Origin of the sequence: Pseudomonas imrae, from assembly GCF_046352735.2 — a bacterium.
GTDB lineage: Bacteria > Pseudomonadota > Gammaproteobacteria > Pseudomonadales > Pseudomonadaceae > Aquipseudomonas > Aquipseudomonas imrae.
In genome coordinates, this window is record NZ_CP110853.2 from 136,222 (window position 1) to 162,279 (window position 26,058).

Genomic DNA, 26,058 nt, shown 5'->3' on the forward strand with positions numbered 1-26,058 from the left:
ATAATCGTTGGCCGATCTTGTACGGTTGGCGTCATTATTGGTCAGCAGCAATCGATGGCGAAACACTACGATTTGTTCATCGGAACGCCTTGCATGGCGGGGCTAAAGCAACGGCTTACGCTTGCGATAGGAATATCAGGAATAGGTGGTAGCGTTAAATCGATTAAATGATCAGGTGTCTTTTTGAATGTTATAAAATATTTGTATGTAAAGTTTTTAGATTGCAGTTGTTGTTTAGTTGTAGGTAGTTTCCTTTTTTGCGGGAGTAGTTAAGGGTAGAGTTTGAACTCAGGAAGAAAGGTTGTTGTATCCATGCAGGTGGAAACTGTTGTGAGCGCTGCCCAGGAATATGGCCGTGGGCAGTCGCCTGACAGGAATCGAGATTCATGTTGTGACGACCGATAATATTGCCCAACGGCTCAAGATTGGCCACGTGCCCGATGTGAAGCCAAAGCTATGAGCAGCCGCTTTGTGGCGATAAATGGCGCTCGGTTCCCGAAATTACAGGGCGCCTTTATCGTTGTCCTGTCCCAGGCTGTTCAGGTAAAGGGTGATCATCTCCATCCCTCGCGTGAGATGGTTACGCAACGTCAGTACGCTTTCGTCGACTTTTTTCTGCGCGACCAGGTTCAACAGTTCGCGGTGGTCCTCTTGGGACGACTCACCCAGCCCCATGGCTTCAAGGTTGAAACGCAGAAACCGCTCCTCTTCATTCAAGCCGTGTTCAACCAGCTTCAACAGCCGCTGGTTGGGTGCTTTGCCATACAGCGCCATGTGGAACAGGCGATTGAGCCGGCCAATTTCGGTGTAGTCGGTTTCGCGCTCCAAGGAATCAATAACGGCACTCGCCTGGACTATGTCTTCTTCGCCGAGCAGCGGAATCGACAAGCGCAGGGCCTCGGACTCCAGCAAAATACGCAACGCGTAGGTCTCGGCCGAGTTGTCCTCGATCAGCGGCGCTACAACTGCACCCTTGTGTGTCACCACATGCAACAGGGACTGAGCCTCCAACTGGCGCAAAGCTTCACGCACCGGCATCCGGCTGACGCCAAACAGGCTGGCCAGTTCTTGCTGGCGCATGGCTGTACCACACGGCAGGCGGCCATCCAGGATGGCGTTGCGTAGTGTCTCTTCAATGACGGCGCGGGCGAGGTGCGCGGGAATGGGTCCACTGACCTGGATGCTGCTCAAAGGGTTCGGCTTCTGCGTCACGACTACGCTATCCTCCTTGTAATATTGGGTATGGGTTCGGCTAATTGGATCCAAAGCACACTAGAGAGTGTATGCAAGCTTGTCAAACAGGGAAAGTTTCCGTTTGTAAGCTGTGCAAGGGTGCTGTATTTCGCCGCACAACTGAATATGACGGTGTCTTACAGACCTTGATTGCTTTTACCTGGCTGGCTTTGCGTGATTGCACTATGCCATTGTCTTTTGCCGGGTGAACCGTCACCATCGATTGATTCTCCGTTTCTCTTTTACGGACTGAACGCATTGGCGGTACGCCTTATTCCTTCTCGGATTCTGTGCTGGTTGTTTTCAGCGCTGCTGCTGGCTGGCTTATTGCCTGGCGGGCTGCATGCCGATTGGGATTTCTCGCAGATCAGTCGCCAGGCAGCTAACCTCTACGGGCCATTGGGAACAGGCCAGCAGCGAATTGACGACTGGCAGCGGCTGTTGGCGACGCAAAAACAAGTCAGCGAGCTGGAGCAACTCAAGGTAGTCAATCTGTTCTTCAACAAACAGGTGCGCTATGTCGAGGACATTGACCTGTGGAGGCAGGTGGACTATTGGGAAACCCCCATCGAAGCTCTCTGGAAGGGGGCCGGCGATTGTGAGGATTATGCTATCGCCAAATACTTCAGCCTGCGTCGCCTGGGCGTCTCCAGCGATAAATTGCGCATTACCTACGTCAAGGCGTTGCGGCAGAACCGCGCCCATATGGTCTTGACCTACTACTCGACGCCAGATGCCATGCCGCTGGTGCTCGACAGTCTGATCGATGAAATCCAACCCGCCAGCCAACGCACCGATCTGCTGCCGGTCTACTCCTTCAACGCCGAAGGTTTGTACCTGCCAGGCGCCAAGGGCAACAAAAAGGTCGGTGACACCAAACGCCTGTCGCGCTGGCAGGATGTGTTGAAAAAAATGCGTGCGGAAGGCTTCCCAGCCGAGCCGGCCAACTAGGAGTAACCGTTCAGATGTCTCTGTTCAAACAACTGCTGATCGCTATCTGTTTGTTCCTGGTGATCGCCTTCAGCGGCAGCTTCATGGTCAGCCTGGAAAGTTCGCGTACGCAGTATGTGAACCAGCTGCGCTCCCATGCACAGGACGCCGCAACCGCTCTGGCATTGTCGCTGACGCCCAATATCGACGACCCGGCGATGGTCGAGTTGCTGGTCAGCTCAATTTTCGACAGTGGCTATTACGCGAGCATCCGTGTGGTGGATGTGACCAATGACCAGACCATCGTCGAGCGCAGCGGCATTCCCGATAACAATGGGGTGCCGAACTGGTTCGTCAAGTTGATCGGCCTGGAGCCGGCTGGTGGTGATGCCCTGGTCAGCCGTGGTTGGGAGCAGGCTGCGCGGGTCGAGGTGGTCAGCCACCCGATGTTTGCCCTGGCCAAGCTCTGGCAGAGCGCTCTGGGCAGCCTGGGCTGGTTGCTGCTCTGTGGCGCGGTCAGTGCGGTGCTCGGGGCGTTGCTGCTGCGTCGGCAATTGAAACCGCTCGATTACATGGTCAAACAGTCCCACGCCATTGCTCGTCGGGAGTTCCTCAGCCTGCCCGACCTACCACGCACCCCGGAATTGCGACGTGTGGTACAGGCGATGAATCAGATGGTGGAAAAGCTCAAGGCACTGTTCCAGGAACAGGCCGAGCGCAGCGAAAAGCTGCGGGTGGAGTCTTATCAGGACAACCTCACGGGCCTGGCCAACCGCCGCTATTTCGAAATGCAACTCAACGCTCGAGTCAGCAGCGTGGAAGAAACCAGCTCTGGCTACTTGCTGGTTTTACGGGTCAAGGACCTCGCCGGCCTCAACCAACGCCTGGGGGGCCAGCGCACCGACCAACTGCTGCAAGCCGTGGGCGAACAACTGCTGCGCCAATGCGAGCCTTATCCCGAAACCCACAATTTGGTCACGCGGATCCGGGGCGGCGAATTTGCCGTGCTGGCGCCGGGGCTGATGCGCGAAGAAGCGATGCAATTGGCGCAGAACCTGGAAAACACATTGCTCAGCCTGCAAGCCACCGGCGCCAGCGACGTCAACCCCGTTGCTTGTATCGGCCTGGCACCGTTCAATCATGGCGACTCGCCTCAATCACTCCTGACGCTGGCCGATCAGGCCCTGGCCCAGGCCGAAACCCAGGGTGACGTCAGTTGGGTATGCCTGGACCACGGCGCCGCCGCCAGTGGCGGCGATGACCACCACGCCTGGCATTCCCTGCTCGATCAGGCGTTGGCGCAGCAGCGTTTCGAGTTGTATTTCCAGCCCGTGGTCGCCAGCCAGGACACGCAACTGATCCTGCATTACAAAGTCCTGTCACGGCTGGTGGATGATCAAGGCCATACCATCGCGGCCGGACGTTTCCTGCCCTGGCTCGAGCGTTTCGGTTGGTCGGCGCGCCTGGACCGGCTGATGTTGGAACTGGTGCTCAAGCAAATGAGCAGTCACGAGCATTCGCTGGCCTTGAACCTGTCCGCGGCGACCTTGACCGACCCTCAAGCGCTGAATCGTGTGTTCGAGCTCTTGCGCCAGCATTCCAACCTGGGGCCGCGCCTGACCCTGGAAATCGGTGAAGAACAGTTGCCCGAACAAGCAGTGCTGGAGCAACTGACCCAGCGCCTGCGAGAGCTGAACTTCTCTTTGAGCCTGCAGCGCTTTGGCGGGCGCTTCAGCATGATCGGCAACCTGGCGCGCCTGGGCCTGGCGTATCTGAAGATCGACGGTAGCTACATTCGCGACATCGATCAGGAAAGTGACAAACGCCTGTTTATCGAAGCCATCCAGCGCGCAGCCCACAGCATCGACTTGCCGCTGATCGCCGAGCGCGTGGAAACCGAAGGGGAGTTGAGGGTGATTCGCGAGATGGGGATTTTTGGTGTGCAGGGCCAGCTGTTTGGTGAGCCGGCGCCTTGGCACTAAACGCCTCAGATCAATCCGGTCTCATCATCGATGATCAGTTTGCTCAGGCCACTCAATGACTCGCGCGCGTTGAGCCGGCCCTTGAGCTTGGCCTGTGCGGCGACGGGCAGGTCGGTCAGGTTTATCACGTTTTTTTCGATCAGCACCTGAATCAAGTCTTCCAATACCCGGATCATTTCCGAGTCACTTTGCTTGAGTTGCTTGAGGCTCACCTCCGCTTCTTCGTTAGCGAACCAGGCCTGGATATCAAGATGATCGGCTGGCAGGGTGTCGGTCGATTCGGCAAAGGCCGTCGCCTCTACGCGAGCCAGCTCACCCTGTGCATTTCGTTGCACGTAGAACATTGAATATCCCTCATGAGAAGAACAGGCGACAGCTTGTCAGCATAGGCCAACGGAGCACGATTGGACGTGAGTATGCCGTGCAATCGTTGCCCCGTGCCAGCTACGGGTGGGCCGCAAATGAATCGGCCGCCTCAAGGGCGGCCGGTTCATGGGTTCAGCTTAGGTGTGATCGACCTTGATGGTTGGATCGGCACCACTGATCAACGAGTTGATCGTCTGGCTGGACCAGTTGTTACCTTCCAGCTTGATCGTGACATCGGCATTGGCCAACCCACCGGCGGCGTTGAGTTTGCCTTCGGAGCTGATCTGCAGCGTCGTCACGTTATCCACTGTGGTCAACTTCAGGAAGTTGTCGATGGTGCCGTCAGTCTCGCCCTTGAGCAGATCGCGCAAGTCGATACGGTCGCCTTCCGCCGCCTTGAAGTCCTTGATCACATCGTTGCCAGTATCGCCGGCTTTCCAGATGAAGGTGTCGGCACCCGTGCCGCCGATCAGGATGTCATTACCCTGGCCGCCGATCAGCGTGTCGTTACCGGTACCGCCCAACAGGATGTCATTACCCTTGCCGCCGTCCAGGAAGTCGCTGCCGCCCTGGCCGAACAGGATGTCATCACCTGAGCCACCCAACAGGGTGTCATTACCGTCCTTCGCACCCGAGGTGTTGAATTCGGTGTAGTGCTCGGTGATGTACTTGTGCACATCCTGGCCGGTGACTGCAGACACCGCCACGCCGTTCTTCCCGGCCACGTAGGTCTGGATCGCGTTGTAACCTTCGCCCGAGATCCCCGGGAAGCTCACCAGGTCGCCGAACAGGATGTCATTGCCGTCACCGCCATCGACACGGTCGGCACCCGGCAGAGTAGCCTCGCTGTGGCCGAGGATGGCGTTGGCCAGGTCCTTCGGATCGATGTTGGTTTGTGGCTTGCCATCGCTGTCGTAAGGCTTCAACTGTTCCAGACTGACGCCGCTGTTGAGGCCGATGGCTTCCACAGGCGACAGGCCGTTCAACAGCGCGAAACCGGCCTTGGAATTATCGCTGGTGGCCTGATCCGTGGCACCGCCAGAGCCGCCTTGCCAGGAAATTTCGTAGGTACCGTCCCCCTGAGCACGAATGGTGCCGAGGTTGCCACTGTCGTACCAGGTGCCGTTCCAGTTTTCGACCCATTTGTGTACGCGGCCACTGCTGTCGATCAGCACGCGGTTTACACCACCCAGGTTGGTGTAAAAGGTATCGCCCAGCTTGTAGTTATTGACGTTGAGGTAATCGTCCAGCTTGCCGTCATTGGCGGTGCTGCGGTTGTAGTAATCAGCCACCACCGGGTTGGTTTGCTCGGCGTACTGGTAGTACGTCGGCTGGCCATCGGTGATGAAGTACGTCTGGTTGATCGCGTTGGTATTGCCGGTTGCCTGATTGCTCTGGAACCAGTTCGCCGTCGCCTTGAACACGTCCTCATAGTTGGTGCCGCCGCCTGAAGTCATCGAGTCCAGGATCTTTTGCAGGATGGTCAGCGAGTTGGCGTCTTTGAGGTTGACCGATACTGACTGATTGACCTGGGAATCGAAGTCCACCAGGAAAATGTTCACGTTGCCCGATGTATTGGCGGCGAGACTGTTCTTTAGCGAGTTGAACACCGCGGTCAACGAGTCTTTCGCTGACTGAATGGAGCTGGGGTTCATACTGCCCGAACTGTCCACCATGAACGCAATGTTGTAGTTCTTGCCTTGCACCACGTTCAGACCGGCGACATCAGCAATGACAATGTCGTTGCCACTGGTACCGGTGATGTTGTCATCGCCCGAGGTCGCGGTAACCGGGTTATAGGTGGCCGGGTACACTTTGACCGGAAGTTGCGTCACGGTGCTGGCCGAACCGCCCAGGCTTTCGGTAGAGGTCGAAGTAATGGTCAGGTTGTACTGGCCGCTGGTGTACGGCAGCGGCTTGAGGCTCAAGTTATTGAGGTCCCAACCTGTCACATTCACTTCGGTCGCGCCCTGGGTGGCGGTGAAGGTATTGCCGGCGCCGTCGCTGAGCACTGCGCCCACCGGGATGCTGCCAATTTTCACGCTCAGGGCTTCCGAGCCGTCGGTATCGGTCAGGGCCGTGGTGACCTTGCTCAGCTTGACGGTGCCGTTTTCCAGGCCTTCGTTGAGCTTGTAGACGTCGTAGTAACCCTGACCGTTGGTGCCGTGCAGATCGGAAACCTGCGCACCGGCATTGATCAGGTCGTTGATGCCGGTGTAGATCGGCATCGTGTTGTTGTTCAGGTGGGTCGGCGTGCCACCGTTGACCGACAACTTGAGATCAAAGCTGCCAGCACCCGACTGGTTGGCATGGTAGATATCAATGCTGTAGTAGCCATTGCTGGTTGGGGTAAACGTACCGTTGAACTGGCCGGAGTTAGAGCCCCAGGTACCACTGGCGACATCCTTGCCGCCGATATTGACCAGGATGCTGTCATCGCCGTAGCCGCTGAAGGTGTAGGACTTGCCGGCTTCCAGGTAGATCAGGCCGGAGGTCTTCGAGCCGGCACCGCCGGGTACGTCTGCAGTGGGCTGGACGCTGGTCGAGATTGTCGTGCTGTTTGGCGTGCCGGCATTGTCGATGGCGTTTTTCAACGCAGTGGCCGAGGCGCCATTACCGTTGGTGCCCAGGTTAGGGATGCTGTTCCAGCTTTGCTTGATCAGGCCCACCGAGTCGATGGTGTTGTCGGCAACGCTCAAGGTCGGCGCGTCTGCAACCGGCGTGATGTCGACTTTCACGGTGGCGCTGTTACCCAGATCCTTGCCGTCGGTTGGCTGGAACTTGAACTGCGCGTAATCAGCCTGTTTATTGCCCACGCCCGTACCGCCGTAACCATCGGCTCCGGATTCATTGGCGTTCGGCTGGAAGCGCAACTGGCCGCCATCGATCTGCGCCTTGGTAAACGTCTGGCCGCTGCTCACGTTGGTCCAGGTGATGCCATCCGCTGCCAGGAACTGTAACTTGCCGGCCACCGGCAGTTCGGTGATTTTCACCCCGAGGCTGGCCTGTGGAGAGTCCACGTCGGTGACACCGAAGTTGGACCAGGTCAGGGTCAGCGGCGTGTCTTCCGTGCCGGTCACGGCGCTGCCGCTAGCAACCGGTGGATCGTTGACCGCAACCACGTTAACGGTGGTGGTCGCCACGTTGGAGTAGTTGCCGCCATCGGTCACAGTCACGGTGATGGTCCGTGGCGTGGTGCTCGGATCGTCGCTGCTGTTGCTGAACGTGATGTTCTTGATCTGCTGCATGTAGTCAGCCAGCGTCGCCGTTCCGCTCAAGGTCAGGGTGATCTTGCCGGTGGCAGGGTCGGTGACCGAAGTCACGGTGATGCCGGTAACGTTGGTGTAATTGAGCGAATCGTTCGGCTGAGTATTAGTCAGGACCACTGTGGCACCGGTCAGCTGCGTGCTGTCCGGGTCGGTGATCTTGATGTCGGTGTCAGCAATCGACACGCCAGTGCCGCCTTCGGCGAACGTTGTCTTGAAGTCGTTACCGGTGGCGCCGCTGGAGTTGTTGGCGTCCAGATCAATGACCGGTGGTGCGTCATTGTCGATGATCAAGGTGGTGACGCTGCCGTTGGTGCCGCTGATCGCCAGGTTCTCGAAGTTGCCGCCGGTGGTCTTGTCGATCGTGACCACGAAGTTTTCCGTAGGCTCGGTCAACTTGTCATCGAGGGTCTTGATATCGAACGTCGCGCTGCTGGCGTTCGCCGGAATCTTCACGGTGTACACACCAGAGAAGTCAGAGCCGTCGGCAGCAGTCCCGCTGTACTTGAGTGTCACGGTAACCTCGGTCTGCGCCGGGTTAGTGAGGTTCAATGTGTAGTGAGCGGTCTGGCCTTCGGTGACCGAAGTGTCGCCAGTGATGCTGATCACGGTGTTGGTCACCACGTCCGTCACCTTGGTGACCACCGGGTTACCGACCGGAATCAGGTTCTCGTATTTGCCGCCGCCGCTGACCACATTGGTGATCCTGGCAGACACATCGCTGGCGCCGAGGTAGGCGTCATTCGGCGCTGTCACATTGACCGTGCCGGAGGTCTTGCCATTGCCGATGGTGATGCTCTCGCCGTTATCCAGCTTGATCACGAGGTCGGAGCCGATGTTGGTCACGGCACCGCCGTTCTTGTCGACGAGGCTGGCGGTGTAGATGATCTGGCCTCCCTCGGAGACGGTGTTGGTGGCCGTCAGTACAACGTTCACGTCATCGATGGTGTCGTTGACGGTGGTCGTTGCGCCGTTACCCGCAACTTCCAGTTTCTCGAAGTTGCCGCCGGTAGCGTCGGTGATCTTGACGGTCTCGGATGACTTGTCGATGAACACGTCATCGGTTGGAGCATCAACGGTCACGGTACCGACGGTCTCACCCTGTTTGATGGTGATGGTCGAGCCGTTATCCAGTTTCAGGGTGACGTCGCTACCCGCTTTGTTGGAAAGCGTGGCGGTGTAGGTGATCTGGCCGCCTTCATTCACTGCCGATGGGGCAGTCAAGGTCACGGTCGTGGTGTTGTCGGTACCTGGGGTATCCGTGACGGTCGTGGTGACCTTGTCAGTGCCAGGCACCAGGTTTTCGAAGTGCTCGCCGCCAGTGACGTTAGTGATCGCGGTGGTGACAGTTTGGTCACCGGCATACACATCGTCTGGAGCCAGTACCGAAACAGTGCCGCTGGACTCATTCACACCGATGGTGATGGTTTCACCATTGTCCAAAGTCACGGTCAGCGGGCCGGTAATGTTGGTAACAGCGTTCCCTGCCTTGTCGACTAGGGACGCGGTGTAAATGATCTGGCCGCCTTCACCCACGGTTGTCGTGGCAGTCAGGACCACGTCGACTTTGTCGATGGTGTCGTTGACGGTAGTCGTTGCACCGTCGCCGGCTACCACGAGCTTCTCGAAGTTGCCGCCTGCAGTGTCGGTGATCTTGACGGTTTCGGAGGACTTGTCGATGAACACATCATCGGTCGGCGCATCAACGGTCACGGTACCGACGGTCTCACCCTGTTTGATGGTGATGGTCGAACCGTTATCCAGTTTCAGGGTGACGTCGGAGCCAGCCTTGTTGCTCAAGGTCGCGGTGTAGGTGATCTGACCACCTTCGTTGACGGCGCTAGGCGCGGTCAGCGTGACAGTGGTGGTGTTATCGGTGCCCGGTGTATCGGTAACGGTCGTGGTGACCTTGTCAGTGCCCGGCACCAGGTTTTCGAAGTGCTCGCCGCCAGTGACGTTAGTGATCGCGGTGGTGACGGTTTGGTCACCTGCGTACACGTCGTCTGGAGCCAATACCGAAACAGTACCGCTGGACTGATTTACACCAATGGTGATGGTTTCACCATTGTCCAAGGTCACGGTCAGCGGGCCAGTGATGTTAGTCACCGGAGCACCGTTTTTATCCACAAGGCTGGCGGTGTAAACGATCTGGCCGCCTTCACCAACAGTAGTCGTGGCGGTCAGAACAACCTTCACATCATCAATCGTGTCGTTGACGGTGGTGGTTGCGCCGTCGCCGGCTACCACGAGCTTCTCGAAGTTGCCGCCTGCAGTGTCAGTGATCTTGACCGTCTCGGAGGACTTGTCGATGAACACGTCATCGGTTGGAGCATCGACAGTGACGGTACCGACGGTTTCACCCTGTTTGATGGTGATGGTCGAACCGTTATCCAGTTTCAGGGTGACGTCGCTACCCGCTTTGTTGGAAAGCGTAGCGGTGTAGGTGATCTGACCACCTTCGTTGACGGCGCTAGGTGCGGTCAGCGTGACAGTAGTGGTGTTGTCGGTACCTGGGGTATCAGTGACGGTCGTGGTGACCTTGTCTGTGCCCGGAACCAGGTTTTCGAAGTGTTCACCGCCGCTCACGTTAGTGATCGCGGTAGTGACGGTTTGGTCACCGGCGTACACATCATCTGGAGCCAGTACCGAAACAGTGCCGCTGGACTCGTTCACACCGATGGTGATGGTTTCACCATTGTCCAGGGTCACGGTCAGCGGACCGGTTATGTTGGTAACAGCATTCCCTGCCTTGTCGACTAGGGACGCGGTGTAAATGATCTGACCGCCTTCACCCACAGTAGTCGTGGCGGTCAGAACAACCTTCACATCATCAATCGTGTCGTTGACGGTGGTCGTTGCGCCGTTACCTGCAACTTCCAGTTTCTCGAAGTTGCCACCGGTAGCGTCGGTGATCTTGACGGTCTCGGAGGACTTGTCGATGAACACGTCATCGGTTGGAGCATCGACAGTGACGGTACCGACGGTTTCACCCTGCTTGATGGTGATGGTCGAACCGTTGTCGAGTTTCAGGGTGACGTCGGAGCCCGCCTTGTTGGAAAGCGTAGCGGTGTAGGTGATCTGGCCGCCTTCGTTGACGGCGCTAGGCGCGGTCAGCGTGACAGTGGTGGTGTCATCGGTGCCCGGTGTATCGGTAACGGTCGTGGTGACCTTGTCAGTGCCAGGAACCAGGTTTTCGAAGTGCTCGCCGCCAGTGACGTTAGTGATAGCGGTGGTGACAGTTTGGTCACCGGCATACACATCATCCGGGGCCAATACCGAAACCGTACCGCTGGACTCGTTCACACCGATGGTGATGGTTTCACCATTGTCCAGGGTCACGGTCAGCGGACCGGTTATGTTGGTAACAGCATTCCCTGCCTTGTCGACCAGGGACGCGGTGTAAACAATCTGGCCGCCTTCACCCACAGTGGTAGTGGCGGTCAGGACCACATCGACCTTGTCGATGGTGTCGTTGACGGTGGTCGTTGCGCCGTTACCTGCAACTTCCAGTTTCTCGAAGTTGCCACCGGTAGCGTCGGTGATCTTGACGGTTTCGGAGGACTTGTCGATGAACACGTCATCGGTCGGCGCATCAACAGTCACGGTACCGACGGTCTCACCCTGTTTGATGGTGATGGTCGAACCGTTATCCAGTTTCAAGGTGACGTCGGAGCCAGCCTTGTTGCTCAAGGTCGCGGTGTAGGTGATCTGGCCGCCTTCATTCACTGCCGATGGGGCAGTCAAGGTCACGGTCGTGGTGTTGTCGGTACCTGGGGTATCCGTGACGGTCGTGGTGACCTTGTCAGTGCCAGGAACCAGGTTTTCAAAGTGTTCACCGCCGCTCACGTTAGTGATCGCGGTCGTGACGGTTTGGTCACCGGCGTACACATCATCTGGAGCCAGTACCGAAACAGTGCCGCTGGACTCGTTCACACCGATGGTGATGGTTTCACCATTGTCCAGGGTCACGGTCAGCGGACCGGTTATGTTGGTAACAGCATTCCCTGCCTTGTCGACTAGGGACGCGGTGTAAATGATCTGACCGCCTTCACCCACAGTAGTCGTGGCGGTCAGAACAACCTTCACATCATCAATCGTGTCGTTGACGGTGGTCGTTGCGCCGTTACCTGCAACTTCCAGTTTCTCGAAGTTGCCACCGGTAGCGTCGGTGATCTTGACGGTCTCGGAGGACTTGTCGATGAACACGTCATCGGTTGGAGCATCGACAGTGACGGTACCGACGGTTTCACCCTGCTTGATGGTGATGGTCGAACCGTTGTCGAGTTTCAGGGTGACGTCGGAGCCCGCCTTGTTGGAAAGCGTAGCGGTGTAGGTGATCTGGCCGCCTTCGTTGACGGCGCTAGGCGCGGTCAGCGTGACAGTGGTGGTGTCATCGGTGCCCGGTGTATCGGTAACGGTCGTGGTGACCTTGTCAGTGCCAGGAACCAGGTTTTCGAAGTGCTCGCCGCCAGTGACGTTAGTGATCGCGGTGGTGACAGTTTGGTCGCCCGCATACACATCGTCTGGAGCCAGTACCGAAACAGTGCCGCTGGACTCGTTCACACCGATGGTGATGGTTTCACCATTGTCCAGGGTCACGGTCAGCGGACCGGTTATGTTGGTAACAGCATTCCCTGCCTTGTCGACTAGGGACGCGGTGTAAACAATCTGGCCGCCTTCACCAACAGTAGTCGTGGCGGTCAGAACAACCTTCACATCATCAATCGTGTCGTTGACGGTGGTCGTTGCGCCGTTACCTGCAACTTCCAGTTTCTCGAAGTTGCCACCGGTAGCGTCGGTGATCTTGACGGTCTCGGAGGACTTGTCGATGAATACGTCATCGGTCGGCGCATCAACGGTCACGGTACCGACGGTTTCACCCTGTTTGATGGTGATGGTCGAGCCGTTATCCAGTTTCAAGGTGACGTCGGAGCCAGCCTTGTTGCTCAAGGTCGCGGTGTAGGTGATCTGACCACCTTCGTTGACGGCGCTAGGCGCGGTCAGCGTGACAGTGGTGGTGTTGTCGGTACCTGGGGTATCCGTGACGGTCGTGGTGACCTTGTCAGTGCCAGGCACCAGGTTTTCGAAGTGCTCGCCGCCGGTCACGTTAGTGATAGCGGTGGTGACAGTTTGGTCACCGGCATACACATCATCCGGGGCCAATACCGAAACCGTACCGCTGGACTCGTTCACACCGATGGTGATGGTTTCACCATTGTCCAAAGTCACGGTCAACGGACCGGTGATGTTGGTAACAGCATTCCCTGCCTTGTCGACTAGGGACGCGGTGTAAACAATCTGGCCGCCTTCGCCCACAGTAGTCGTGGCGGTCAGGACCACGTCGACTTTGTCGATGGTGTCGTTGACGGTGGTAGTCGCACCATTACCCGCAACTTCCAGTTTCTCGAAGTTGCCACCGGTAGCGTCGGTGATCTTGACGGTCTCGGAGGACTTGTCGATGAACACGTCATCGGTCGGCGCATCAACGGTCACGGTACCGACGGTTTCACCCTGCTTGATGGTGATGGTCGAGCCGTTGTCCAGTTTCAGGGTGACGTCGCTACCCGCTTTGTTGGAAAGCGTAGCGGTGTAGGTGATCTGACCACCTTCGTTGACGGCGCTAGGTGCGGTCAGCGTGACAGTAGTGGTGTTGTCGGTACCTGGGGTATCAGTGACGGTCGTGGTGACCTTATCAGTGCCCGGAACCAGATTTTCGAAGTGCTCACCGCCGGTCACATTGGTGATCGCGGTGGTGACAGTTTGGTCACCGGCGTACACATCATCTGGAGCCAGTACCGAAACAGTGCCGCTGGACTCATTCACACCGATGGTGATGGTTTCACCATTGTCCAAAGTCACGGTCAGCGGGCCAGTGATGTTCGTTACCGGAGCACCGTTTTTATCCACAAGGCTGGCGGTATAGACGATCTGGCCGCCTTCACCCACAGTGGTGGTGGCAGTCAGGACCACATCGACCTTGTCGATAGTGTCGTTGACGGTGGTCGTTGCGCCGTTACCTGCAACTTCCAGTTTCTCGAAGTTGCCACCGGTAGCGTCGGTGATCTTGACCGTCTCGGAGGACTTGTCGATGAACACGTCATCGGTCGGCGCATCAACGGTCACGGTACCGACGGTTTCACCCTGTTTGATGGTGATGGTCGAACCGTTATCCAGTTTCAGGGTGACGTCGCTACCCGCTTTGTTGGAAAGCGTGGCGGTGTAGGTGATCTGGCCACCTTCGTTGACGGCGCTAGGCGCGGTCAGCGTGACAGTAGTGGTGTTGTCGGTACCTGGGGTATCAGTGACGGTCGTGGTGACCTTGTCTGTGCCCGGAACCAGGTTTTCGAAGTGTTCACCGCCGCTCACGTTAGTGATCGCGGTAGTGACGGTTTGGTCACCGGCGTACACATCATCTGGAGCCAGTACCGAAACAGTGCCGCTGGACTCGTTCACACCGATGGTGATGGTTTCACCATTGTCCAGGGTCACGGTCAGCGGACCGGTTATGTTGGTAACAGCATTCCCTGCCTTGTCGACTAGGGACGCGGTGTAAATGATCTGACCGCCTTCACCCACAGTAGTCGTGGCGGTCAGAACAACCTTCACATCATCAATCGTGTCGTTGACGGTGGTCGTTGCGCCGTTACCTGCAACTTCCAGTTTCTCGAAGTTGCCACCGGTAGCGTCGGTGATCTTGACGGTCTCGGAGGACTTGTCGATGAACACGTCATCGGTTGGAGCATCGACAGTGACGGTACCGACGGTTTCACCCTGCTTGATGGTGATGGTCGAACCGTTGTCGAGTTTCAGGGTGACGTCGGAGCCCGCCTTGTTGGAAAGCGTAGCGGTGTAGGTGATCTGGCCGCCTTCGTTGACGGCGCTAGGCGCGGTCAGCGTGACAGTGGTGGTGTCATCGGTGCCCGGTGTATCGGTAACGGTCGTGGTGACCTTGTCTGTGCCCGGAACCAGGTTTTCGAAGTGTTCACCGCCGCTCACGTTAGTGATCGCGGTAGTGACGGTTTGGTCACCGGCGTACACATCATCTGGAGCCAGTACCGAAACAGTGCCGCTGGACTCGTTCACACCGATGGTGATGGTTTCACCATTGTCCAGGGTCACGGTCAGCGGACCGGTTATGTTGGTAACAGCATTCCCTGCCTTGTCGACCAGGGACGCGGTGTAAACAATCTGGCCGCCTTCACCCACAGTGGTAGTGGCGGTCAGGACCACATCGACCTTGTCGATGGTGTCGTTGACGGTGGTCGTTGCGCCGTTACCTGCAACTTCCAGTTTCTCGAAGTTGCCACCGGTAGCGTCGGTGATCTTGACGGTCTCGGATGACTTGTCGATGAACACGTCATCGGTTGGAGCATCGACAGTGACGGTACCGACGGTTTCACCCTGTTTGATGGTGATGGTCGAGCCGTTATCCAGTTTCAAGGTGACGTCGGAGCCAGCCTTGTTGCTCAAGGTCGCGGTGTAGGTGATCTGACCACCTTCGTTGACGGCGCTAGGCGCGGTCAGCGTGACAGTGGTGGTGTTGTCGGTACCTGGGGTATCCGTGACGGTCGTGGTGACCTTGTCAGTGCCAGGCACCAGGTTTTCGAAGTGCTCGCCGCCGGTCACGTTAGTGATCGCGGTGGTGACAGTTTGGTCACCGGCATACACATCATCCGGGGCCAATACCGAAACCGTACCGCTGGACTCGTTCACCCCGATGGTGATGGTTTCACCATTGTCCAAAGTCACGGTCAACGGACCGGTAATGTTGGTAACAGCGTTCCCTGCCTTGTCGACTAGGGACGCGGTGTAAACAATCTGGCCGCCTTCACCCACAGTAGTCGTTGCGGTCAGAACAACCTTCACATCATCAATCGTGTCGTTGACGGTAGTCGTTGCGCCGTCGCCGGCTACCACGAGCTTCTCGAAGTTGCCGCCTGCAGTGTCAGTGATCTTGACGGTTTCGGAGGACTTGTCGATGAACACGTCATCGGTTGGCGCATCAACGGTCACGGTACCGACGGTTTCACCCTGTTTGATGGTGATGGTCGAACCGTTATCCAGTTTCAGGGTGACGTCGGAGCCAGCCTTGTTGCTCAAGGTCGCGGTGTAGGTGATCTGACCACCTTCGTTGACGGCGCTAGGCGCGGTCAGCGTGACAGTGGTGGTGTTGTCGGTACCTGGGGTATCCGTGACGGTCGTGGTGACCTTGTCAGTGCCAGGCACCAGGTTTTCGAAGTGCTCGCCGCCGGTCACGTTAGTGATAGCGGTGGTGACAGTTTGGTCACCGGCATACACATCATCCGGGGCCAATACCGAAACCGTACCGCTGGACTCGTTCACCCCGATGGTGATGGTTTCACCATTGTCCAAAGTCACGGTCAACGGACCGGTGATGTTGGTAACAGCATTCCCTGCCTTGTCGACTAGGGACGCGGTGTAAACAATCTGGCCGCCTTCACCCACAGTAGTCGTTGCGGTCAGAACAACCTTCACATCATCAATCGTGTCGTTGACGGTAGTCGTTGCGCCGTCGCCGGCTACCACGAGCTTCTCGAAGTTGCCGCCTGCAGTGTCAGTGATCTTGACGGTTTCGGAGGACTTGTCGATGAACACGTCATCGGTTGGCGCATCAACGGTCACGGTACCGACGGTTTCACCCTGTTTGATGGTGATGGTCGAACCGTTATCCAGTTTCAGGGTGACGTCGGAGCCAGCTTTGTTGCTCAAGGTCGCGGTGTAGGTGATCTGGCCGCCTTCATTCACTGCCGATGGGGCAGTCAAGGTCACGGTCGTGGTGTTATCGGTACCTGGGGTATCAGTGACGGTCGTGGTGACCTTGTCAGTACCCGGAACCAGGTTTTCGAAGTGCTCACCGCCGGTCACATTGGTGATCGCGGTCGTAACGGTCTGATCACCCGCATACACATCATCCGGAGCCAATACCGAAACCGTGCCGCTGGACTCGTTCACACCGATGGTGATGGTCTGGCCGTTATCCAAAGTGACAGTCAGCGGGCCAGTGATGTTAGTCACCGGAGCACCGTTTTTATCCACAAGGCTGGCGGTATAAACAATCTGACCGCCTTCGCCCACGGTAGTCGTGGCGGTCAGGACCACATCGACCTTGTCGATGGTGTCGTTGATGGTGGTAGTCGCACCATCACCCGCAACTTCCAGTTTCTCGAAGTTGCCGCCTGCAGTGTCAGTGATCTTGACGGTCTCGGACGACTTGTCGATGAACACGTCATCGGTCGGAGCGTCGACAGTCACGGTGCCGACGGTTTCACCTTGCTTGATGGTGATGGTCGAGCCGTTGTCGAGTTTCAGGGTGACGTCGCTACCCGCTTTGTTGGAAAGCGTAGCGGTGTAGGTGATCTGGCCGCCTTCGTTGACGGCGCTAGGCGCGGTCAGCGTGACAGTGGTGGTGTTATCGGTACCTGGGGTATCCGTGACAGTTGTGGTGACTTTGTCGGTGCCAGGAACCAGGTTTTCGAAGTGCTCGCCGCCAGTGACGTTAGTGATCGCGGTGGTGACAGTTTGGTCGCCCGCATACACATCATCTGGAGCCAGTACCGAAACAGTGCCGCTGGACTGATTTACACCGATGGTGATGGTTTCGCCGTTATCCATGGTCACGGTCAGCGGGCCAGTGATGTTAGTCACCGGGGCGCCGTTTTTATCCACAAGGCTGGCGGTGTAAACGATCTGGCCGCCTTCGCCTACGGTTGTTGTAGCGGTCAGAACGACCTTCACATCATCAATGGTGTCGTTGACGGTGGTGGTTGCGCCGTCGCCGGCTACCACGAGCTTCTCGAAGTTGCCGCCTGCAGTGTCAGTGATCTTGACGGTCTCGGACGATTTGTCGATGAACACGTCATCGGTTGGCGCATCAACGGTCACGGTACCGACGGTTTCACCCTGTTTGATGGTGATGGTCGAACCGTTGTCGAGTTTCAGCGTGACGTCGGAGCCGGCCTTATTACTCAAGGTCGCGGTGTAAGTGATCTGGCCACCTTCGTTGACGGCGCTAGGCGCGGTCAGCGTGACAGTAGTGGTGTTATCGGTACCTGGGGTATCCGTGACCGTCGTGGTGACCTTGTCAGTGCCAGGAACCAGATTTTCGAAGTGTTCACCGCCGGTCACATTGGTGATTGCGGTCGTGACAGTTTGGTCACCGGCATACACATCGTCTGGAGCCAATACCGAAACCGTGCCGCTGGACTCGTTCACACCGATGGTGATGGTTTCACCATTGTCCAAGGTCACGGTCAGCGGGCCGGTGATGTTGGTAACAGCATTCCCTGCCTTGTCGACTAAGGACGCGGTGTAAACGATCTGGCCGCCTTCGCCTACGGTAGTCGTGGCGGTCAGGACCACATCGACCTTGTCGATGGTGTCGTTGACGGTGGTCGTTGCGCCGTTACCTGCAACTTCCAGTTTCTCGAAGTTGCCACCGGTAGCGTCGGTGATCTTGACGGTCTCGGATGACTTGTCGATGAATACGTCATCGGTTGGAGCATCAACGGTCACGGTACCGACGGTTTCACCCTGTTTGATGGTGATGGTCGAGCCGTTATCCAGTTTCAAGGTGACGTCGGAGCCAGCCTTGTTGCTCAAGGTCGCGGTGTAGGTGATCTGACCACCCTCATTCACTGCCGATGGGGCAGTCAAGGTCACGGTGGTGGTGTTGTCGGTACCTGGGGTATCAGTGACGGTCGTGGTGACCTTGTCAGTGCCAGGCACCAGGTTTTCGAAGTGCTCGCCGCCAGTGACGTTAGTGATCGCGGTGGTGACAGTTTGGTCGCCCGCATACACATCGTCTGGAGCCAGTACCGAAACAGTGCCGCTGGACTCATTCACACCGATGGTGATGGTTTCACCATTGTCCAAAGTCACGGTCAGCGGGCCAGTGATGTTCGTTACCGGAGCACCGTTTTTATCCACAAGGCTGGCGGTATAGACGATCTGGCCGCCTTCACCCACAGTGGTGGTGGCAGTCAGGACCACATCGACCTTGTCGATAGTGTCGTTGACGGTGGTCGTTGCGCCGTTACCTGCAACTTCCAGTTTCTCGAAGTTGCCACCGGTAGCGTCGGTGATCTTGACGGTCTCGGAGGACTTGTCGATGAACACGTCATCGGTCGGCGCATCAACGGTCACGGTACCGACGGTTTCACCCTGTTTGATGGTGATGGTCGAGCCGTTGTCCAGTTTCAGGGTGACGTCGCTCCCCGCTTTGTTGGAAAGCGTAGCGGTGTAGGTGATCTGACCACCTTCGTTGACGGCGCTAGGCGCGGTCAGCGTGACAGTGGTGGTGTTATCGGTACCTGGGGTATCGGTAACGGTCGTGGTGACCTTGTCTGTGCCAGGAACCAGATTTTCAAAGTGTTCACCGCCGCTCACGTTAGTGATCGCGGTGGTGACGGTTTGGTCACCGGCGTACACATCATCTGGAGCCAGTACCGAAACAGTGCCGCTGGACTCGTTCACACCGATGGTGATGGTTTCACCATTGTCTAGGGTCACGGTCAGCGGACCGGTTATGTTGGTAACAGCATTCCCTGCCTTGTCGACTAGGGACGCGGTGTAAACAATCTGGCCGCCTTCACCAACAGTAGTCGTGGCGGTCAGAACAACCTTCACATCATCAATCGTGTCGTTGACGGTGGTCGTTGCGCCGTTACCTGCAACTTCCAGTTTCTCGAAGTTGCCACCGGTAGCGTCGGTGATCTTGACGGTCTCGGATGACTTGTCGATGAATACGTCATCGGTTGGAGCATCGACAGTGACGGTACCGACGGTTTCACCCTGTTTGATGGTGATGGTCGAACCGTTATCCAGTTTCAGGGTGACGTCGCTACCCGCTTTGTTGGAAAGCGTGGCGGTGTAGGTGATCTGGCCACCTTCGTTGACGGCGCTAGGCGCGGTCAGCGTGACAGTGGTGGTGTTGTCGGTGCCCGGTGTATCCGTGACAGTCGTGGTGACCTTGTCAGTGCCAGGCACCAGGTTTTCGAAGTGCTCGCCGCCAGTGACGTTAGTGATAGCGGTGGTGACGGTTTGGTCACCGGCGTACACATCATCTGGAGCCAATACCGAAACCGTACCGCTGGACTCGTTCACACCGATGGTGATGGTTTCACCATTGTCCAAAGTCACGGTCAGCGGGCCGGTGATGTTAGTCACCGGAGCACCGTTTTTATCCACAAGGCTGGCGGTATAGACGATCTGACCGCCTTCACCCACAGTGGTAGTGGCGGTCAGGACCACGTCGACTTTGTCGATGGTGTCGTTGACGGTAGTCGTTGCACCGTCGCCGGCTACCACGAGCTTCTCGAAGTTGCCGCCTGCAGTGTCAGTGATCTTGACCGTCTCGGAGGACTTGTCGATGAACACATCATCGGTCGGCGCATCAACGGTCACGGTACCGACGGTCTCACCCTGTTTGATGGTGATGGTCGAGCCGTTATCCAGTTTCAAGGTGACGTCGGAGCCAGCCTTGTTGCTCAAGGTCGCGGTGTAGGTGATCTGACCACCCTCATTCACTGCCGATGGGGCAGTCAAGGTCACGGTGGTGGTGTTGTCGGTACCTGGGGTATCAGTGACGGTCGTGGTGACCTTGTCAGTGCCAGGCACCAGGTTTTCGAAGTGCTCGCCGCCGGTCACGTTAGTGATAGCGGTGGTGACAGTTTGGTCACCGGCATACACATCATCCGGGGCCAATACCGAAACCGTGCCGCTGGACTCGTTCACACCGATGGTGATGGTTTCACCATTGTCCAGGGTCACGGTCAGCGGGTCAGTGATGTTCGTTACCGGAGCACCGTTTTTATCCACAAGGCTGGCGGTATAGACGATCTGGCCGCCCTCACCCACAGTGGTGGTGGCAGTCAGGACCACATCGACCTTGTCGATGGTGTCGTTGACGGTAGTCGTTGCGCCGTTACCTGCAACTTCCAGTTTCTCGAAGTTGCCACCGGTAGCGTCGGTGATCTTGACCGTCTCGGAGGACTTGTCGATGAACACATCATCGGTTGGCGCATCAACGGTCACGGTACCGACGGTTTCACCCTGTTTGATGGTGATGGTCGAACCGTTATCCAGTTTCAGGGTGACGTCGGAGCCAGCTTTGTTGCTCAAGGTCGCGGTGTAGGTGATCTGGCCGCCTTCATTCACTGCCGATGGGGCAGTCAAGGTCACGGTCGTGGTGTTATCGGTACCTGGGGTATCAGTGACGGTCGTGGTGACCTTGTCAGTACCCGGAACCAGGTTTTCGAAGTGCTCACCGCCGGTCACATTGGTGATCGCGGTCGTAACGGTCTGATCACCCGCATACACATCATCCGGAGCCAATACCGAAACCGTGCCGCTGGACTCGTTCACACCGATGGTGATGGTCTGGCCGTTATCCAAAGTGACAGTCAGCGGGCCAGTGATGTTAGTCACCGGAGCACCGTTTTTATCCACAAGGCTGGCGGTATAAACAATCTGACCGCCTTCGCCCACGGTAGTCGTGGCGGTCAGGACCACATCGACCTTGTCGATGGTGTCGTTGATGGTGGTAGTCGCACCATCACCCGCAACTTCCAGTTTCTCGAAGTTGCCGCCTGCAGTGTCAGTGATCTTGACGGTCTCGGACGACTTGTCGATGAACACGTCATCGGTCGGAGCGTCGACAGTCACGGTGCCGACGGTCTCACCTTGCTTGATGGTGATGGTCGAACCGTTATCCAGTTTCAGGGTGACGTCGCTACCCGCTTTGTTGGAAAGCGTGGCGGTGTAGGTGATCTGGCCGCCTTCGTTCACTGCCGATGGGGCAGTCAAGGTCACGGTCGTGGTGTTGTCGGTACCTGGGGTATCCGTGACGGTCGTGGTGACTTTGTCAGTGCCTGGAACCAGATTTTCGAAGTGTTCACCGCCGGTCACATTGGTGATTGCGGTCGTGACAGTTTGGTCACCGGCATACACATCATCTGGAGCCAGTACCGAAACCGTACCGCTGGACTCGTTCACACCGATGGTGATGGTTTCACCATTGTCCAAGGTCACGGTCAGCGGGCCGGTGATGTTGGTAACAGCATTCCCTGCCTTGTCGACTAGGGACGCGGTGTAAACAATCTGACCGCCTTCGCCCACAGTAGTCGTGGCAGTCAGGACCACGTCGACTTTGTCGATGGTGTCGTTGACGGTGGTAGTCGCACCATTACCCGCAACTTCCAATTTCTCGAAGTTGCCGCCGGTAGCGTCGGTGATCTTGACGGTCTCGGAGGACTTGTCGATGAACACGTCATCGGTCGGCGCATCAACAGTCACGGTGCCGACGGTTTCACCCTGCTTGATGGTGATGGTCGAGCCGTTGTCGAGTTTCAGGGTGACGTCGGAGCCCGCCTTGTTGGAAAGCGTAGCGGTGTAGGTGATCTGGCCGCCTTCATTCACTGCCGATGGGGCAGTCAAGGTCACGGTTGTGGTGTTGTCGGTACCTGGGGTATCCGTGACCGTCGTGGTGACCTTGTCAGTGCCAGGCACCAAGTTTTCGAAGTGCTCGCCGCCAGTGACGTTAGTGATCGCGGTGGTGACAGTTTGGTCACCGGCATACACATCGTCTGGAGCCAGTACCGAAACAGTGCCGCTGGACTCGTTCACACCGATGGTGATGGTTTCACCATTGTCCAAGGTCACGGTCAGCGGGCCGGTGATGTTGGTAACAGCATTCCCTGCCTTGTCGACTAGGGACGCGGTGTAAACAATCTGACCGCCTTCGCCCACAGTAGTCGTGGCAGTCAGGACCACGTCGACTTTGTCGATGGTGTCGTTGACGGTGGTAGTCGCACCATTACCCGCAACTTCCAATTTCTCGAAGTTGCCGCCGGTAGCGTCGGTGATCTTGACGGTCTCGGAGGACTTGTCGATGAACACGTCATCGGTCGGCGCATCAACAGTCACGGTGCCGACGGTTTCACCCTGCTTGATGGTGATGGTCGAGCCGTTGTCGAGTTTCAGGGTGACGTCGGAGCCCGCCTTGTTGGAAAGCGTAGCGGTGTAGGTGATCTGGCCGCCTTCATTCACTGCCGATGGGGCAGTCAAGGTCACGGTTGTGGTGTTGTCGGTACCTGGGGTATCCGTGACCGTCGTGGTGACCTTGTCAGTGCCAGGCACCAAGTTTTCGAAGTGCTCGCCGCCAGTGACGTTAGTGATCGCGGTGGTGACAGTTTGGTCACCGGCATACACATCGTCTGGAGCCAGTACCGAAACAGTGCCGCTGGACTCATTCACACCGATGGTGATGGTTTCACCATTGTCCAAAGTCACGGTCAGCGGGCCAGTGATGTTCGTTACCGGAGCACCGTTTTTATCCACAAGGCTGGCGGTATAGACGATCTGGCCGCCTTCACCCACAGTGGTGGTGGCAGTCAGGACCACATCGACTTTGTCGATGGTGTCGTTGACGGTGGTCGTTGCGCCGTTACCTGCAACTTCCAGTTTCTCGAAGTTGCCGCCGGTAGCGTCGGTGATCTTGACCGTCTCGGACGACTTGTCGATGAACACGTCATCGGTTGGAGCATCAACGGTCACGGTACCGACGGTCTCACCCTGTTTGATGGTGATGGTCGAACCGTTATCCAGTTTCAGGGTGACGTCGGAGCCAGCCTTGTTGCTCAAGGTCGCGGTGTAGGTGATCTGGCCGCCTTCATTCACTGCCGATGGGGCAGTCAAGGTCACGGTCGTGGTGTTGTCGGTACCTGGGGTATCCGTGACGGTCGTGGTGACTTTGTCAGTGCCTGGAACCAGATTTTCGAAGTGTTCACCGCCGGTCACATTGGTGATCGCGGTGGTGACAGTTTGGTCGCCCGCATACACATCGTCTGGAGCCAGTACCGAAACAGTGCCGCTGGACTCGTTCACCCCGATGGTGATGGTTTCACCATTGTCCAAGGTCACGGTCAACGGACCGGTAATGTTGGTAACAGCGTTCCCTGCCTTGTCGACTAGGGACGCGGTGTAAACAATCTGGCCGCCTTCACCCACGGTTGTCGTGGCAGTCAGGACCACGTCGACTTTGTCGATGGTGTCGTTGACGGTAGTCGTTGCACCGTCGCCGGCTACCACGAGCTTCTCGAAGTTGCCGCCTGCAGTGTCGGTGATCTTGACGGTTTCGGAGGACTTGTCGATGAACACATCATCGGTCGGCGCATCAACGGTCACGGTACCGACGGTCTCACCCTGTTTGATGGTGATGGTCGAACCGTTGTCCAGTTTCAGGGTGACGTCGTTACCCGCTTTGTTGGAAAGCGTGGCGGTGTAGGTGATCTGGCCGCCTTCATTCACTGCCGATGGGGCAGTCAAGGTCACGGTCGTGGTGTTGTCGGTACCTGGGGTATCCGTGACGGTCGTGGTGACTTTGTCAGTGCCTGGAACCAGATTTTCGAAGTGTTCACCGCCGGTCACATTGGTGATCGCGGTGGTGACAGTTTGGTCGCCCGCATACACATCGTCTGGAGCCAGTACCGAAACAGTGCCGCTGGACTCGTTCACCCCGATGGTGATGGTTTCACCATTGTCCAAGGTCACGGTCAACGGACCGGTAATGTTGGTAACAGCGTTCCCTGCCTTGTCGACTAGGGACGCGGTGTAAATGATCTGGCCGCCTTCACCCACGGTTGTCGTGGCAGTCAGGACCACGTCGACCTTGTCGATGGTGTCGTTGACGGTAGTCGTTGCACCGTCGCCGGCTACCACGAGCTTCTCGAAGTTGCCGCCTGCAGCGTCGGTGATCTTGACGGTTTCGGAGGACTTGTCGATGAACACGTCATCGGTTGGAGCATCAACGGTCACGCTACCGACGGTTTCACCCTGCTTGATGGTGATGGTCGAGCCGTTGTCCAGTTTCAGGGTGACGTCGCTACCCGCTTTGTTGGAAAGCGTAGCGGTGTAGGTGATCTGACCACCTTCGTTGACGGCGCTAGGCGCGGTCAGCGTGACAGTGGTGGTGTCGATCGAATCGGTAATGGTGGTCACTGCCGGCGTGGTGTCTGGCACCAGGCTTTCGAAGTTACCGCCAGTGGCCCCGGTAATGGTCGTGCTGACGGTGCTGCCATTGTTGTAGACGTCATTGGCCGGGGTATCGACGACCACGGTGCCCGTGGACTTGCCCGCTTCAATGGTGATCACCGAGCCATTGCTCAAGGTGATGGTCACTGGCGTTTGCGCCGGGTTGGTCAAGGACGCGGTGTACGTGATCTGGCCGCCTTCGATCACCGTTTCGGCCGCTGTCAGGGTCACGGTAGTGGTGTCGATGGTGTCGGTGATCTGGGTCACGGCCGGCGTCGGGTCGACGGTCAGGATCAGGTTGGCGCCGCCGGTGGTGCCGGTGACGGTAGCGCTGATCTGGCCTGGGTCGATGTACGGGCTGTCATTGGGGGCCAGCGGCACATCGACGGAACCGGTCAACTGGCCTGCCGGAATGGTGATCACCGAGCCGTTGGACAGGGTAACGTTCAGGTCAGTGCTGGAGGCCTGGGTGAGTGTGGCGGTATAGGTCAGTATGCCGCCGGCTTCAGTGATAGTCGGGGTTGCGCCCAGGGTCAGTGTTGCGGTCTGTGGAACTTCGCCAGTGGCGCCATTAGGGTTTGTTGCCCCACCAGTCTGTTGGGTCAGGGTCGACGCGACAGAGCCCAGGCCGGCAGTAGGGAAGCCAATAACTGGCGCGACGCTGCCAGCGGTCGCATCCAGCACCACAAAACTGTGCCCACCACCTGCAGCGCCCGTATTGGTGGCGTTTGCGCCGGCTGCCGTGGCTTCCAGGTCGGTCGTCGGGTCAGCACCGGCCGCAATGGCTTGCTGCAGTTCGGCAACCGACGGTGCGGCCTGCGCGGTCGCTGCGGCCAAGTCAGTGCTGGAGTCAGGTGCGTCAGCGCTCCATTGCGTGTCGCGACCCATGTCCAGGATACGACCGTCGGCCAGCTCCAGGCTGACGGCGCCCGACATGCCGGTGTCGATCTGGTCGCCCGCAAATAGACGGTCACCTTCAACGAGTACGCGCCGGGCTCCTTCCGGAGAAATAACAAAAACCTGGCCAACAATGCTTTTGACGATGGCAACAACACTGCTCATTGAAAATTCTCCGGCGATCCGTTCGGGCGACTTCCATAATCCTGGCTACTATTTAGCTGCCATATGGAGGCGATTTAAATTTTGACAAACTTTACGTCAATATTTTGGCTATGTTCTTAAGTGATTTACTTTATGCCAAAGTATTGACCTTATTGGCGCCATCCTAAACA

General features: G+C 57.4%; 5 protein-coding genes. 2 read left to right on the forward strand and 3 right to left on the reverse strand.

What is annotated here, in order from left to right; genetic code table 11:
- Positions 1 to 501 precede the first annotated feature (501 nt).
- Complete coding sequence (locus OQ460_RS00635) at positions 502 to 1,212, reverse strand: GntR family transcriptional regulator (RefSeq protein WP_410020020.1); 711 nt, start codon at positions 1,210 to 1,212, stop codon at positions 502 to 504.
- 279 nt (positions 1,213 to 1,491) lie between these two features.
- On the opposite strand from OQ460_RS00635, the gene lapG reads away from it, so the two are divergent.
- Both lapG and lapD read left to right on the forward strand, forming a co-directional pair.
- The gene (gene lapG, locus OQ460_RS00640; RefSeq protein WP_410020021.1) at positions 1,492 to 2,184 is read left to right on the forward strand and encodes a cysteine protease LapG; all 693 of its coding nucleotides are present in this window, start codon (positions 1,492 to 1,494) and stop codon (positions 2,182 to 2,184) included.
- A 14-nt stretch (positions 2,185 to 2,198) separates the two neighbouring features.
- On the forward strand, positions 2,199 to 4,145 hold the full coding sequence (lapD, locus tag OQ460_RS00645; protein ID WP_410020022.1) for a cyclic di-GMP receptor LapD: 1,947 nt from the start codon (positions 2,199 to 2,201) through the stop codon (positions 4,143 to 4,145).
- Between the two features lie 5 nt (positions 4,146 to 4,150).
- Here lapD and OQ460_RS00650 read toward each other — a convergent pair whose 3' ends face one another.
- Positions 4,151 to 4,489 carry a tryptophan synthase subunit beta gene (locus OQ460_RS00650; protein WP_410020023.1) on the reverse strand — a complete coding sequence of 113 codons (339 nt, stop codon included), beginning with the start codon at positions 4,487 to 4,489 and terminating at the stop codon, positions 4,151 to 4,153.
- 159 nt (positions 4,490 to 4,648) lie between these two features.
- Positions 4,649 to 25,888 (reverse strand): retention module-containing protein, encoded by a 21,240-nt coding sequence (locus OQ460_RS00655; protein WP_410020024.1) that lies wholly within the window; start codon positions 25,886 to 25,888, stop codon positions 4,649 to 4,651.
- Positions 25,889 to 26,058: the final 170 nt, after the last annotated feature.

What these genes read in the sequence shown, in the direction of transcription:
- lapD (WP_410020022.1), top strand. Translation starts at nt 2,199, where the DNA reads ATGTCTCTGTTCAAACAACTGCTGATCGCTATCTGTTTGTTCCTGGTG.
- OQ460_RS00655 (WP_410020024.1), bottom strand. Translation starts at nt 25,888, where the DNA reads ATGAGCAGTGTTGTTGCCATCGTCAAAAGCATTGTTGGCCAGGTTTTT.
- OQ460_RS00650 (WP_410020023.1), bottom strand. Translation starts at nt 4,489, where the DNA reads ATGTTCTACGTGCAACGAAATGCACAGGGTGAGCTGGCTCGCGTAGAG.